Source organism: Streptomyces botrytidirepellens (assembly GCF_003721215.1).
GTDB classification, from domain to species: domain Bacteria; phylum Actinomycetota; class Actinomycetes; order Streptomycetales; family Streptomycetaceae; genus Streptomyces; species Streptomyces himastatinicus.
The window spans coordinates 1-14,425 of the sequence record NZ_RIBZ01000814.1 but is presented as its reverse complement, the minus strand read 5'-3'; the positions used below and the strand labels follow the sequence as shown (position 1 = coordinate 14,425).

8 protein-coding genes are annotated in these 14,425 nt (G+C 71.6%); 3 read left to right on the top strand and 5 right to left on the bottom strand.

The genetic code is table 11. From position 1 onward, the window contains the following. Positions 1-119: 119 nt before the first annotated feature. Positions 120-2,411, bottom strand: a complete 2,292-nt coding sequence (locus EEJ42_RS41905; RefSeq protein WP_123107383.1) for a HelD family protein — start codon at positions 2,409-2,411, stop codon at positions 120-122. A 117-nt stretch (positions 2,412-2,528) separates the two neighbouring features. Next, a complete protein-coding gene (locus EEJ42_RS41900) occupies positions 2,529-3,233 on the bottom strand; it encodes a 2-oxoglutarate/malate transporter (protein ID WP_246097709.1) in 705 nt (234 codons plus the stop codon). Positions 3,234-3,283: 50 nt separating this feature from the next. Here EEJ42_RS41900 and EEJ42_RS41895 point away from each other — a divergent pair, with 50 nt between their 5' ends. The 3 genes from EEJ42_RS41895 (at position 3,284) to EEJ42_RS41885 (ending at position 7,644) form a co-directional block, all read left to right on the top strand. Continuing rightward, a complete protein-coding gene (locus EEJ42_RS41895; RefSeq protein WP_123107382.1) occupies positions 3,284-3,922 on the top strand; it encodes a TetR/AcrR family transcriptional regulator in 639 nt (212 codons plus the stop codon). A gap of 372 nt (positions 3,923-4,294) precedes the next feature. Further along, the gene (locus EEJ42_RS41890; RefSeq protein ID WP_123107381.1) at positions 4,295-6,262 is read left to right on the top strand and encodes an FAD/NAD(P)-binding protein; all 1,968 of its coding nucleotides are present in this window, start codon (positions 4,295-4,297) and stop codon (positions 6,260-6,262) included. Next, positions 6,259-7,644 (top strand): nitrosuccinate lyase, encoded by a 1,386-nt coding sequence (locus tag EEJ42_RS41885; RefSeq protein WP_123107380.1) that lies wholly within the window; start codon positions 6,259-6,261, stop codon positions 7,642-7,644. The genes EEJ42_RS41890 and EEJ42_RS41885 overlap by 4 nt, the downstream gene beginning before the upstream one ends. Here EEJ42_RS41885 and EEJ42_RS41880 read toward each other — a convergent pair. The 3 genes from EEJ42_RS41880 to EEJ42_RS54040 all read right to left on the bottom strand — a co-directional run. Next, positions 7,634-8,107: a hypothetical protein gene (locus tag EEJ42_RS41880; RefSeq protein ID WP_123107379.1), complete on the bottom strand. Its 474-nt coding sequence runs from the start codon at positions 8,105-8,107 to the stop codon at positions 7,634-7,636. The two genes, EEJ42_RS41885 and EEJ42_RS41880, sit on opposite strands and share 11 nt — an antisense overlap. A gap of 21 nt (positions 8,108-8,128) precedes the next feature. Then, complete coding sequence (locus tag EEJ42_RS41875) at positions 8,129-12,835, bottom strand: DUF6531 domain-containing protein (RefSeq protein WP_123107384.1); 4,707 nt, start codon at positions 12,833-12,835, stop codon at positions 8,129-8,131. Between the two features lie 100 nt (positions 12,836-12,935). Beyond that, a partial coding sequence (locus EEJ42_RS54040) for a LuxR C-terminal-related transcriptional regulator (RefSeq protein WP_281291629.1) occupies positions 12,936-14,425 on the bottom strand: 1,490 nt, incomplete at its 5' end.

The window sequence follows — 14,425 nt, the reverse complement described above, 5'->3', positions numbered from 1 at the left end:
CCAGCCCGTACCCGTCCCGTGCGGCCGCCTGCCGGAGCGGGGCCGACCGGCGGGGGCGGCGGCTGCCACCCACGGCGTACGGCGCCGGTGGCGCGGCTCAGCGCACCGCCGGGTCCGGCTCACCGCTCCGGCGCAACGGCCGCATCCCCCGGCTCGCCCAGCCCGGCGAGGGCACCCGGCAGGGTCCCGGTGTGCACCACGCCCAGCCGCTGGGTCGCCCGGGTCAGCGCCACGTACAGGTCGCTCGTCCCGAACTCCGCCGGCTCGGCCACGATCACCGTGTCGAACTCCAGCCCCTTGGCCTGCCGCGGGTCCAGCAGCACCACCGGGCTGGTCAGGTCCGGGGACCGACCGGCGGACGCCTCCGGCAGCGCGGCCGCGAGGGCGTCGTGGTGGCCGCGCTGGGCGATCACCGCGAGGCGGCCCTCCGCCCCCGACTCCCGCGCCACGGCGTCGGCCACCGCGCCCGGCAGGTCGTCGGTGTGCCGCGCCCAGGGGCGTACGCCGGTGGCGCGGACCGAACGCGGCGGCTCGAAGGCGGGGTCCGCGGTCCGGGCCACCTCCGCCGCGACCGCCATGATCTCGGCCGGGGTGCGGTAGTTGACGCCGAGCCGGGTGTGTTCCCAGCGGTCCTCGACGTACGGGGCGAGGATCGAGGCCCAGGAGCCGCAGCCGCCCGGCTCCGCGGTCTGCGCGGGGTCGCCGACGAGCGTCATGGAACGGGTCGGGGACCGGCGCATCAGCAGCCGCCACGCCATCGGGGACAGCTCCTGGGCCTCGTCCACGATGATGTGGCCGAAGGCCCAGGTGCGGTCGGCGGCGGCGCGTTCGGCGGCGCTGCGGTGGTCGGCCTCCTCGTTCCGGTCCGCCAGCCGCTCGGCGTCGATGAGGTTGTGGGCGGCCAGCACCTCCGACTCGTCGTCGTCGCGGTCCTCGAACTCCTGGGTGCGGGAGCCGTAGGAGAGGTCGAGCACGCCCTGCGCGTACTCGATGCGCTCCAGCCGCGCCCCCTCGGCGGCGGCGCGGGCCGCCGAGTCGTCCTCGCCGAGCAGTTCGGCGGCCTCGTCCAGCAGCGGCACGTCCGCCGGGGTCCACTCGCCGCCGGTGCGGCGGATCGCGGCGGCGTCGGCGTCGGAGACGTGGACGGGGTCGGTGAGGAAGTCCGCGACCAGCTGCTCCGGGGTGAGTTGCGGCCACAGCTCGTCGATGGCGGCGTGCACCTCGGGGCTGGCCGCGATCGCCTTGCCGAGCTGGGCGATGTCGTCGGGACCGAGGAGGTTCGGGCCGCCGTACGGGTCCGCGCCGATCCGGTCGGTCAGCTGGGCGGTCAGCCCGTCGATGACGCTGAACGCGAAGTGCGGGCGGGCCAGGTTGTGCGGCAGCCGGGTCTCGCGTGCGCGCCACCGCGCGTCGCTCGCGATGTCCGCATCCAGGACCAGGTCGCCGTCGTCGTGGTCGATCACGATCTCCGGGTCGGGCAGTGCCTGCCGGTCGCGTACGAAGCGGGCCAGGGCGTCCGCCATGGTGGCGCGGCCCTTGGCCTGGGCGGCCTCCGGGGTGTCGGTGCCGGTGGCCGTCACCCCGGGGTACAGCTCGCCGAGCGTGGCGAGCAGCACACCGGTCTCGCCGAGCGCGGGCAGCACCTCGCCGATGTAGCCGAGGAACGCCGGGTTGGGCCCCAGGACCAGCACCGCGCGGCGGGCCAGCAGCTCGCGCTGCGCGTACAGCAGATAGGCGGCGCGGTGCAGCGCGACCACGGTCTTCCCGGTGCCGGGGCCGCCCTCGACGACGAGGACGCCGTGGTGCGGGGCGCGGATGATCCGGTCCTGCTCGGCCTGGATGGTCTGCACGATGTCGTGCATCCGGCCGGTGCGGGCCGAGTCGAGCGCGGCGAGCAGCACGGCGTCCGCGTCGCTGTTCTCGTGCCCGGTCCGTACCGTGTCGGCCAGGTCCAGGATCTCGTCGTGCAGGCCGGTGACCTGCCCGCGCTCGGTGGTGATGTGGCGCCGGCGGCGCAGCCCCATCGGAGTGTGCCCGGTCGCCAGATAGAACGGTCGCGCCACATCGGCCCGCCAGTCGATGACCAGCGGGGTGCGTTCCGCGTCGTCGCGCCGGATGCCGATGCGCCCGATGTGGTGGTCGCGGCCGTCACGGAACTTGAGCCGCCCGAAGCACAGCCCCCGCTCTCCCGCGTCGAACGCGGCGAGCAGCCCGGACCGCTCGGCCACCAGCACATCGCGCTCCAGCCGCGCCTGGAAGTTCCGCCCCTCCATCGACAGGGCGTCACTCACCGCCTCCTCGGCCCCGGCCCGCAGCTCGGCGAGACGCGCATGGAGCAGGTCGATGAATTCCTGTTCCTGGCGCCATTCCGCGTTTGACAATTCAACTCCCGCTGGATATGATGACTTCATCGAGTTTCCATGTGCCTGGATTGCGTACAGGCACACAAATCCCCAATATACGCAGCGGAACTCCCCGGACTCAAGGCAGCCGGGGTTTTTTCTTTTCCCCCTTCCTCGCGTAATGCGCTATGGCGCGCATTCCCGGTTCAGCCGGATCAGGGTGACGCCGTACGCGACGATCCACACCACCCACAGCAGCCACCCGACGAGCCCGAGCAGCCCGAAGGCATCAGTCCGGCCGAAGAACCACGTGGTGAGGGTGGCCGATGCGAAGAGCAGCGCGGCCGACACCAGCCCGAGGCGGCCGTGCCAGCGCCGTATGAGCCCGGCACGCAGTCCGCCGACGGACAGCCCGACGAGGGCGAGCGCCAGGAAGGTCGCGTTGAGGGCGAACAGGGCATCGTGCAGCGCCCAGAGCCCGGCGGTCGCGCCGTTGCCCTCCGTGACTGTGGACGTGGTGGACGTGAGCGCCAGGCGGATCGCGATGACACCCGCGAACGCGGCGTTCTGGAGGACCAGACCGGCCAGGCCGAGCAGCGACCACGCCTCGTCCCGGCGCCGTTCGGACCCCCACAGCACGGACACCACCCCCGCGCCGAACATCGTGGCCAGCACCCAGGCGGCGGGGGTCAGCGCCGATCCGATGCCGACGATGCGGCTCTCGGCGCCGAAGAACGCGACGACCTCGCCCAGCTCCGCACCGGCGGCCGGCAGCCCGGCAGGCACCTGGATCGCATTGCTCAGGGTGATCATCGCGGCGAACCCGAGGGCGGCGAACCCGCAGATCCGGGGGAAGCCCATGGCGGTTGCCTCATTGATTTTACGCAACATATATTCACTATAGGCAGCGACAAGTGAATGGCAACACCGAAGGGGAGACCGTGAGTTCAGAGCCGGGCCGACGCCGTTACGACTCGATCCGCCGTACGGCGCAGGCGCAGCAGACCCGGGCGGAGATCGCCCGCGCCGCGCGCACCTGCTTCGTCGCCCAGGGCTGGTCCGGGACGACCGTGCGCGAGGTGGCCCGCGAGGCGGGCGTGTCGGTGCCGACGGTGTACGCGGCGTACGGGAACAAGACGGGTCTGATGCGGGCGGTGGCGGACGCGGCCGACCTCTCCGCCGACGCGTCGCGCATGCTCACCGAGTTGGAGGCCCCGGGGACCGAGCCCGCCCGGCAGCTCGCCGCGATGGCCGGATACGACCGGCGGCTGTTCGAGCGCGCGGGCGATGTGATCACGCTGATGCGGGAAGCTGCGCGCACCGAGCCCGAGTTGGCCACGGCGTACCGCGACGGCCGGAGGCGGGGCGACGAGACCCGGGTGCGGGTGTTCTCGTCCTGGCCGACCGGCACGCTGCGCAGCGGCCTGGACATCGCGGCCGCGGTCGACGTCTACGCCGCCCTGTGCACCATCGACGTCTACACCACCCTCACCGTCGAACGCGGCTGGCTGCCCGACGCCGTCGAGCGGTGGTGGGGCGAGGCCCTGGCCCGCGAACTGCTGGCGCCGCCCCGCCCCTGACGCCCGGGCACCACGCCGCCCCGGTGGGCAACTGGGTCGCCGCCGGGCGACCCCGCCCGCCCACGCCGCCGCGTCCCTGGCTCCACCACGCCGCACACGGCGCCTGCCAGGGCCTTGCGCCCATCGCGCCGCCCGGCGATCTCCGCACCGGCCACCGGAACGCGGGCGGCCGGGCAACTGGGGACATTCCAGCGGAATGCCGGAACACACCTCCCGGATTACGCTGCTCGCGCGGGAGAGCACCCGACCGAGGCACCCGCTCGGAGCCGAAGCGAGAGCGAGGATCGAGATGTTGTCCGCGATGCCCGCCACGGAACCGCACGACCACATGGCGCACGGATCAGGTGAATCCGGCGGCGCGGGAGCGCGGCGATGAGCGGCGGCCATCTGGAGGTGTGCGTCGTCGGCGCCGGACCCCGGGGGCTGTGCGTGGTGGAGCGGCTGTGCGCCAACGAGCGCGCGGCACGGTCGTACGAGACCATCACCGTGCACGTCGTCGACCCGGCGGCGCCCGGCGCGGGCGCGGTGTGGCGCCCCGGCCAGTCCCGCCATCTGCTCACCAACACCGTGGCGTCCCAGATCACCGTGTACACCGACGACAGTGTGCGCATCGAGGGCCCGATCGAGCCGGGTCCGAGCCTGTACGAGTGGGCGCGGAGCCTCGCCCGGTTCGGTGAGCCCGGCGAGTACGACACGCCCACGCTCGCCGAGGCCCGGGCGCTCGGCCCCGACTCGTACCCCACCCGCGCCTTCTACGGCCGCTATCTACTGGACAGCTTCCAGCGGGTGGCCGCGCGCGCCCCGGAACACATCACCCTCAGGGTGCACCGTTCGCGCGCGGTGGCGATGGCCGACACCAGCGGGGTGCCGGGCGGGCCGCAGGGCATCCGGCTGGCGGACGGCACCAGGATCCACCAACTGGACGCCGTGGTCCTGGCCCTGGGCCACCTCCCCGCCCACCTCACCCCGCGCGAGGAGCGCACCGCCAGCCTGGCCCGCATCCACCACCTCAGCTATCTCACCCCGGCCAACCCGGCCGACGTGGACACCGGCTTCGTCGAAGCCGGGGAGCCGGTACTGCTGCGCGGGCTCGGCCTCACCTTCTTCGACCACATGGCGCTGTTCACCACCGGCCGCGGCGGCGTGTTCGACCGCGTCGGCGACCGCCTGGTGTACCGGCCCTCGGGGCGCGAGCCGACGATGTTCGCCAGCTCGCGCCGCGGGGTGCCGTACCACGCGCGCGGGGAGAACCAGAAGGGCGCCTCCGGGCGCCACGTTCCGCGGCTGCTCACCCCCGAGGCCATCGCCGGGCTGCGCCGCCGCGCCGCGGCGGGCGAGCGGGTGCGCTTCCGCGCCGATGTGTGGCCGCTGATCGCGGCGGAGGTGGAGAGCGTCTACTACGCCGCGCTGCTGGCCTCCCGCGGCGCCGACCCCGGACCGTTCACCGACCGCTTCCTGACCGCGTCGCACCAGGAGCGGGCCGCGCTCCTGGACGCGTACGGCATCGCCCCCGGCGACCGCTGGGACTGGGTGCGACTCCAACAACCCTGCGCGGGGCGCGAGTTCGCCGACCGGGCGGAGTACCGGGCCTGGCTGCTGGGCCACCTGGCCCGGGACGTGGCGGAGGCGAAGGCGGGCAACGTCGACGGCCCGCTCAAGGCGGCGCTGGACGTGCTGCGGGACCTGCGGAACGAAGTGCGCCTGGTCGTCGACCACGGAGGTCTGGACGGCGGTTCCCATCTGGACGAGCTGGACGGCTGGTACACCCCGCTCAACGCGTTCCTGTCCATCGGCCCGCCGGCCTCCCGCATCGAGGAGATGATCGCGCTCATCGAGGCCGGGATCCTCGAGGTCACCGGCCCCGGCACTCAGGTGTGCATCGACACCGAACGGCCCGCCTTCGTCGCCCAGTCCACCCTGGTCCCCGGGGAGCGGGTGCGGTCGCGGCATCTGATCGAGGCCAGGCTGCCGGTACCCGACGTACGCCGCGCCGCCGATCCGCTGCTGCGCCATCTGCTGCTCACCGAGCAGTGCCGCCCGTACCGGATCGAGGGGGAACGCGGCATCAGTTACGAGACGGGCGGGCTCGCCGTCACCGAGCGGCCGTGCCATGTCGTCGACGCGCAGGGGCGGGCCCATCCGCGCCGGTTCGCCTACGGCGTCCCGACCGAGTCGGTGCACTGGGTGACCGCCGCCGGGATACGCCCCGGCGTGGACTCGGTGAGCCTCGGCGACGCCGACGCGATCGCCCGCACCATCCTGTCCCTGTCCCCCGCCCCGCGGACGCCCGCGCGGCTCACCGCGGCCGGGGGCACCCACCTCACGGGAGTGATCGTGTGAGCGACCCCCTGACCGACGCGGGCCTCCTCTCGCCGGTGCGCGCGGGCACCCCCGCCGAGGCGGCGGTGTGCGACACGGCCTGGCTCCAGGCCATGCTCGACGCCGAAGCCGCGCTGGCCCGCGCCCAGGCCCGGCTGGGCACCCTGCCGGTGTCCGCGGCCGACACCATCACCCGCGCGGCCCGCGCCGAGCGCCTCGACCTGCGCGCGATCGCCGTCGGAGCACGCGAGACCGCCAATCCGGTGGTGGGCCTCGTACGGGCGCTCACCGAGGTGGTCGCGGCGGAGGACCCGGCCGCCGCCGAATACGTCCACCGCGGGTCCACCAGCCAGGACGTGTTCGACACCGGCGCCATGCTGGTCGCGCGCACCGCGCTCCGGCTGATCCGGGCCGACCTGGACACCGCCGCCCGCGCCCTGGCCCGGCTCGCGGCCGAACACCGCGACACCGCGATGGCGGGCCGCACCCTGGCGCTGCACGCGGTCCCCACCACCTTCGGGCTCAAGGCGGCGGGCTGGCGCGAGTTGCTGCGGGAGGCGGGCCACCGGATCGGCACCGTCGCGGACACCAACCTGCCGGTGTCCCTCGGCGGAGCCGCGGGGACCCTGGCGGGCTACCTGGAGTACGCCGGGCCCGTCGAGCCCGGCGCCTACCTCGACGACCTGGTGGCAGCGTTCGCCACCGAAACCGGCCTCGCCCGCCCGGCGCTGCCGTGGCACACCCTGCGCACCCCGATCGCCGACCTCGCCTCGGCCCTGTCGTTCACTGCCGGAGCCCTCGGCAAGATTGCCGTCGATGTGCAGTCGCTGGCCCGTACCGAGGTCGGAGAGGTCGAGGAACCCACCGCCCCCGGCCGCGGCAGCTCCTCGGCCATGCCCCACAAACGCAACCCGGTCCTGGCGACCCTCCTCCGCAGCGCCGCCCTCCAGGTGCCCCCACTGGCCACGGGCCTGACCCAGTGCCTGCTCTCCGAGGACGAACGCTCGGCGGGCGGCTGGCACGCCGAGTGGCAACTGCTGCGCGAATGCCTCCGCCTCACCGGCGGCGCCGCCCACACCGCGGTCGAACTGACCGAGGGCCTCCGGATCCGGCCCGCGCGGATGACCGAGAACCTGGAGCTGACCGGCTCCCGCATCGTCTCCGAACGCATCGCCGCCGTCCTCGCCCCCCGCCTGGGCAAGGCGGCGGCCCGACGCCTGCTCGACACGGCGACGACCGAGGCCGAACGAACCGGCCGGCCCCTCGCCAAGGTCCTCACCGACCTGCCCGAGGTGGCTCTCGACGCCGCGCAACTGGCCGCCCTGTGCGACCCGTCCCACTACACCGGCGCCGCGGGCCCCCTGGTCGACCGCGCGCTCCGGCCCCGCACGTTCAGTACGTGATCCTGTCCGCGATCAGGACGGAGTCGTAGTACAGAGGGTCCCCCTCTTCGTCGACGGGGTATTCGTAGCTGCTCTCATTGGAGAAGATGATGTTGAGATCCGGCACCGTGTCATAGCCCAAGTCGTTCTCCTCCACGGTGTGCCCCCGCTGCTCTAGCTGCTCCTGGAGCTCCTCGGGCTGTGTGCGGAAGACGTCCAGCCCCTCGAGGAGGACGTGTACATCCGCGTCCTCGTCCTTGAAACGTCGCACCACGATGGAGTTCAGGTATTCGTCCTCACGGAAGTTGAGAATCAACCTGAACGTAAGTTCCTCATTCCGGACAATGAACTTTCCGGGCGGCCGCTCCTCGGCCGGACTGGGCGTAACACCGTCCCACTGCCTGGCCACCGCCATTGCCTCATCGAAGGACATGCCGAGCCGGAACGACGCAACCCCGGCATGCGGCAACAGTTCGATTTCCACTTCCACTCCTTCAACGTCACATCACTTCAGCAAGGCATCAGCATCAATGGACCAGCCGCGCCTCGCAAGCATGTCCTGAAGGGGCTTGTTGTCCTTCAGGCTTGCCACCATATCTTCGATATGCTTGTCGTACTTGCCGGGGAATTTGTGCCTAATGTCATCGATATCCATCTTCATGGCCTCAGTGATACGTCCCTGATTGACCAAGTCCCGCTGCCACTCCTGCCAAGCCAGCGCCTGGATATCACTATCGGTGCTACGCAGCCTGTCGTGGTCCGCTTCGGTCATGCGGATGGACGGACCGTACCGAACCCTTTGCTTCCTGTGCGGCTTACCTGCCCGGTAGATGCCGGGCTCGGTGATATCTCTCCATGCCGCCTTGGATGGGATGTGGTTGATTTCCATGGACTCCGGATACTTCGCAGAGTTGGCCGGAATGAGCCCGCCCCACCATCCGCCGTCCTCCGTACACCCCTTGGCGATCAGTCCCTCGGGGTCCATCCGCGTATGCGGGTTGGTGACGTACGCCACCGGATTCGGTGACGGACCCAGGCCGAGGGGGTCGGGTGAGGTGTAGCGCGCCGTCTCGGGGTCGTAGTGGCGGAAGTAGTTGTAGTGGAGGCCGGTTTCCGGGTCGTCGTACTGGCCCGGGAACCGGAGCGGGGTGTACGCGGCGGCACCTCGGCTCCAGGACGTGGCGCCCCACAAGGTGGACCGCCCGCGCCAGGCGATCTCACCGGACTCGTCGACCAGCTCCGTAGGCGCGCCGATGAGGTCGGTGACGATGGCGAAGAAGCGGCTGTCCACCTCGGCCTGCGCGGACTCGGGGTCCAGTCGGCGTTCGAGCTGGGCAAGCGGTTGGTAGCCCTCGTAGTCCCAGGTGAGGGTGAGACCGGTGGCCGGGTCCGTCTGTTCGGCCAGAGTGCTGCCGTCCCAGCTGAAGTGGAGGGATTCGAGCACGGTGCGGCCGTCGTCCGCCATCCGGTGCTTTCCGGTGCGGCGGCCCAGCGGGTCGTACGTATACCGCCATATCGCGCCGTCCGAGGTGGTGCAGGAGATCAGCCGGTCCTCTGCGTCCCACTCGTAGCGCCAGGTGTCGGGCTTCCTCGACAGCCGTGTCTTCTGCCGCAGGACGACCCTCCCCGCGGCGTCGTACTCGTACCGCACCTTGCCCGCGGTGAGCACCCGGGTTCCCTCATAGGTGCGCTCGCCGCGGCTCTCGGTGCGGCGGGCCCTGTCGGGCCACTCGGCCAGGGTCTGGTTCCCCGCGGCGTCGTACGCGTAGCTCTCGGTCCAGTTCTCGGCGGTGACGCTCAGCGGGCGTCCCACCGGGTCGAGGTCGAAGCGCGTGCTGCGGCCGGTGAGTTCGTCGGTCCTGGAAGTGAGGAAACCGTCGGTCCGGTAGCCGTAGGTGCGTGAGCGCAGCGTGCGCGTAGCGGTGGACACCGACTGGGACGTCAGACGGCCGATCTCGTCCCAGCCCGAGGCGAGAGTGATGGGTGCATCGGGCGGGCCAAAGGTGCGCAGGAGTTCATGGCCCAGCACGTCGTGGGTGAAGTCCAGGGTGTGGCCGGCTGTGGAGACGCGGACCCGGTTGCCTCCGGCGTCGTAGGCGAACTCCGTGACCGCCCCGGTGGGGGTGGTGCGCGAGATGATTTGGCCTGCGGTGTCGTAGCCGTATCGCATGGTGCGGCCGTCGACGGTTTCCGACACGAGCCGGCCCATCGCGTCTCGTTCGAGTGTGACGGCCGAGGTGGGCGATACGGCCTGGGTCAGCCGGTCTCCGGCGTCGTACGTGTAGTGGGTGACGACACCGTCCGCGTCTTTCGCCAGCACGTTGCCCAGGGGGTCGAACGTCATCGAGATGTGCTGGCCGAGCGGGGTGACGCGGGTGGTGAGCCGCCCCATCGCGTCATACGCGTAGGTGGAGGTGCGGCCGTCGAAGTCGGTCTCCGACATCAGCAGTCCGGACGGTCCGTAGGTGTACGTCCAGGACATCCCTTGCGGATTGCGTACCTCGGTGAGGCGCAGTTCGGTGTCGTAGGTGAACTCGTACCGCACCCCGTCGGCGCCGGTGCGGGCCGCCAGCCGGTCGAACCGCGTGTAGTCGAATCGGGCGACCGCGCCGAGGGCGTTGGTGTACGAGAGGCAGTTGCCCTCGTCGTCCCAGGTCCACGAGTCGGTCGCGCCGTCCGGTGTCACACGGCGCGACAGCCATCCTTCCGGTGTCCATTCCAGCTGGGTGACCGCTCCCGCGGGGTCGACGCTCTCGACCGGTCGGCCGAAAGCGTCGCGCTTGACCGCATAGGTGCCGCCGAGAGCGTCGGTGACGGACAGGGTGACACCGGCGTGGTCGTTGGTGCGCCGTTCCGTGTCACCGGTGGGGTAGGTGACGGTGGCCAGCGCACCCGTCACATCGTGCGTGAAGCGGGTGGAGGTGCCGTCGGGCGCGATGATGGCGGTTCGGTTGCCGCGCTCGTCGAAGGTCTGCCGCCAAGTCGTACCGTCGGGGCCGGTGAGCGCCTCCGGCAGATGGTGTGCGTTGTAGGAGGCCGTCGACTGCCGTCCGTCGGGGAACCGGACCGCGGTGAGATTGCCGTTGTCGTCCCAGGTGAAGTGGGCGGTGTTGCCGAGCTGGTCGGTGCGGGAGAGCAGATTGTCCCAGCGGTCCCATTCAAAGTGAACGGTGTGGCCCAGCGGATCGGTCTCGGCTATGACCTGGCCGCGACCGTTGAATCGGGTCACCGTGACCGCGCCCGTGGAGTCGGTGAACCGGGTGATGCGGTTGGCCGGGTCGTAGGAGAAGCGGGAGGAGAGCGCGCCGTCCGGGCCGATGGTCTCCACCACGCGGCCCGCCGCGTCGTACACGTACCTGTACGTGTAGTCGTTGCGGTCGGTCCAGGAGGTCACGCGTCGCGCGTCGTCATACGTGAACCGCAGTGGCGCGCCGGAGGAGTTGGTGATCGCGTCGAGGTTGCGGCGGTCGTCGTAGCCGAAGGACGTGAACCGGACGGGCCCGTCCGGGGTGTGCAGGGCCAGTGCGGTGACCCGGCCCAGCTCCGCGTCGGTGGTCACCAGGACGCGGTATCCGGCCTCGTGGAGGACCGTGGTGGGCAGTCCGTCCTGATCGCGGCTGATCTGGATGGCGTTGCCGTTGCGGTCCTCGATCTCACGGAGCCAGGAGAGCTCGCTCGAATGGTAGGCGTTGCCGGTGAACCGCCGGGCCAGGCCGGAGCGCGGGTCAGTCACGGCGTAGGTGACGTCGCCCAGCTCCGTCCGGCCGACGTAGGTGAGCGGCAAACGGTCGCCTTCGAGGGGCCATATCTGCTCCTCCTCGTCGCGAGGCAGGCTCGGGTAGAGGAGCAGCGAGCCGTCCTCGCGGGCCCACACGACGCCCTCGGGGATCACCTCCAGTCGCTCGTCGAGCGTCGAGGCCCAGCTCGCGCCGAAGCAGTGGCCGTAGCGGTAGCCGGATATGTGCGTGCGGCACAGGATGAGGGGCAGTACGCCGGGGAGGGAGAGGTCCGTCTGGGACATCACCATCTCCCCGCTGGCCATGTCGACCGGGTCGGTCGCACAGTGCCGCTTGTTCAGCGGGATGCCCTTGCCACGGGGATCGTCCTTGACGTCGCGCATCGAGTTCGGCTTGACGTGGGAGGCGCCACCCTTGCCACCGTTGGGCGCCTTCCAGCCGTCGTTGTTGCGGTCCCTCCTGTGGAAGGTTGCACCGATGTCGATGTCGTTGTGCTTGTTGTCGGTGGAGATCTGCTTGACGGCCTTGGGCAGCTTGGTGGTGACGTGGTCGTCCATGGTCTTGAGCGCCTTTTCCAGAGCGCCCACGGCCTTGTCCGCGACCGGGTCGATGGCCTCCGCGATACTGTCCCGCCCGCGGGTGCGGCTGTGATGTGACTTCGCTTTGCTCAGCTTTCCGGCGGTCTTGGTGCGGAAGTTGACGCTCAGGCCGCTGAGCTGAGTGGAGGCGTGGTCATGCTCGCTGTGGTCGATGCGCAGGCCCTTGGACTTGCCGCCACCGCCACCACCGGGGCCGTCCGCGGAGGCCAGGTGCATGCCCTCCTTCGCGCCCTGCACCCCGCCCTTGAACCCCTCCTTGCCCGCCTGCTGCGCCTGTCCCAGATCCACCCCGTCCTGCAACCCCATGGCGGTGGAGCCCACTTGGACGACGAGGTCGGCGGCCAGGTTCTCCAGGGCGGCGACGGCCGGTTCGGTCAGCGCCGCGACGATGTAGCCGACCGCTTCCTCGGCGCACTCCTTGATCAGCCGCCGGACCGCCTCCTGCGTCGCCCGTATCGCCCCCGCGCCCAGCAGCGCCGACAGCCCGCCGGTCACCGGGATCAGCGACAGCGCGATACCGGCCTCGCTGGCCAGATAGCCGAGTTGGACCAGCGCCGCGCCCTTCATCCCCTCGACCGCGGTGGCCGCGGTGTCCAGCGCTCCGGCGATGGTGCGCGCCGCCGACGCGATGTCCTTGATGTGGGTGCCCTTGACCTTGCCCCAATGGAGATTGAGGGCGTCCAGCGCCTCCCCGTACCCCGACGACAGCAGCCGTTCCACATGCCCGTTGGCGAGCTGCCCGTCGTCCTCCAAGTCATCGGCGAACTCCCGCAGGGAGTCCGCCATATCGCGATAAGCATCCTCATCGATATTCGGCCACGAGACACCGATGACATCCAGCAGCGTGTCGGCCCAATCCGGCACCGTGACAGCCACGTTCCCCATCCCCCTTGTCAACGCACATGCGTTTCACGTTTGCATGTGCGCATCAAGTTTCGCATGCGATCAGTTTTGATCATCGCAGGCGCGCCGGTGTCTAGGACTGCCCGGAAGCCTCCAGCACGTCGCGGAGTTGGGAGCGGGCCGTGACGCCGAGTTTGGGGAAGCTGCGGTAGAGGTGGGAGCCCACGGTTCGGGGGGAGAGGAAGAGGCGTTCGCCGATCTCGCGGTTGCTCAGGCCCTTCGCGGCGAGGCGGATGATGTGCTGTTGCTGGGGTGTGAGGGAGGTGAGGGCGTCGGGGGCGGTGGGGGCCGGGTCGACGCCGGCGGCGCGGAGTTCGGCCTGGGCGCGGTCGGTCCAGGGGTGGGCGCCGAGGCGGCGGAACGTCTCCAGCGCGGTGTGGAGGAGGGGGCGGGCGTCGGTGATGCGGTGGGCGCGGCGCAGCCATTCGGCGTGGTCCAGGAGGATCTGGGCGCGTTCGAAGGGCCATTGACGGCCCGCCGGGTCGGCGAGGGCCGAGGTGAAGTGCGGTTCCGCCCGGGACGGGTCGAGCAGGGCGTGGGCGCGGTGGATCAGGGCGCGCATCCGGGGTGAGGGGTCGTCGGCGAGCCGCTTCTCGGTGCGTTCCACGATGGCGGCGGCCTCCGCGTGGTGACCGGTGCGTACGGCCGCGGCGGCGAGTTCGGCGACTCCGGCGTGCGAGCAGGCGTAGTGGACGGGGTCGCCGTCGGGGGTGAACAGCAGCCGGAACTGTTCGTACGCGGTCGTCTGGTCGCCCTCGGCGACGGCGGCCATCCCCAGGGCCCAGCGGGCGCGGACGGCGACCGCGCGGCTGCGGTGCGGGTCGACCAGGGACAGGGCGGCCGACGCGGCGGTGCGGGCCTCGGCGGTCCGTCCGGTCAGGGCCAGCGGGGCGGCTTCGAGGGACCGTACGGCGGCTTCGAGGTGGGGCAGCCCGGCGACGGAGGAGGCGGTGTTCGTGGCGGCGAGTCGGGCCTGCGCCCAGAGCCCGTGGTCCAGGTACGCCCACCCCGCGGTGCAGCCCAGACCGGTGGGCAGGGTGCCGCGCAGCCGCCAGCGGTCGAGGGCGTCGTCGAAGATCCGTACCGCGAGCGCCGTCTCGTCGAGCAGCCACGCCATCGCGCCGAGCGAGTTGAGCAGGGCGGGGTCGCCGTCGGCCCGCTCCACCAACGCCGGGAGCGCCGCCACCCGTTCGGAGCGGGCTTCGGTGGGGTCGGTCACGGCGAGCGTCCAGGGATCGCCCTGCGCCTGTGCCCGGACGGCGAGCCGGTGGTCCTCGTCGCCGGAGTAGAAACCGGCCACGGACGCCAGGCCGACGGCCGTCCGGCGCAGCCGGGGGTCCTCCGCCGCCCGGGTCAGCAGCGTCAGCGCGGTGTCGTGCTCGGCGCTCAGGGTGAGCACCTGCCCGACCCGCAGCGACGCCTCGGCCACCAGCGCCGGGTCGTCGGTGAGCGCGCCGGCCCGCGCGGCGAGTTCGCGCACCCAGTGCGGCTGACCGGTGGCGACGGCCTCGCGGGCGGCCGCCACCAGGCGGCGGGCGCGGTCGTGGGGTGCGGGGCTCAGCT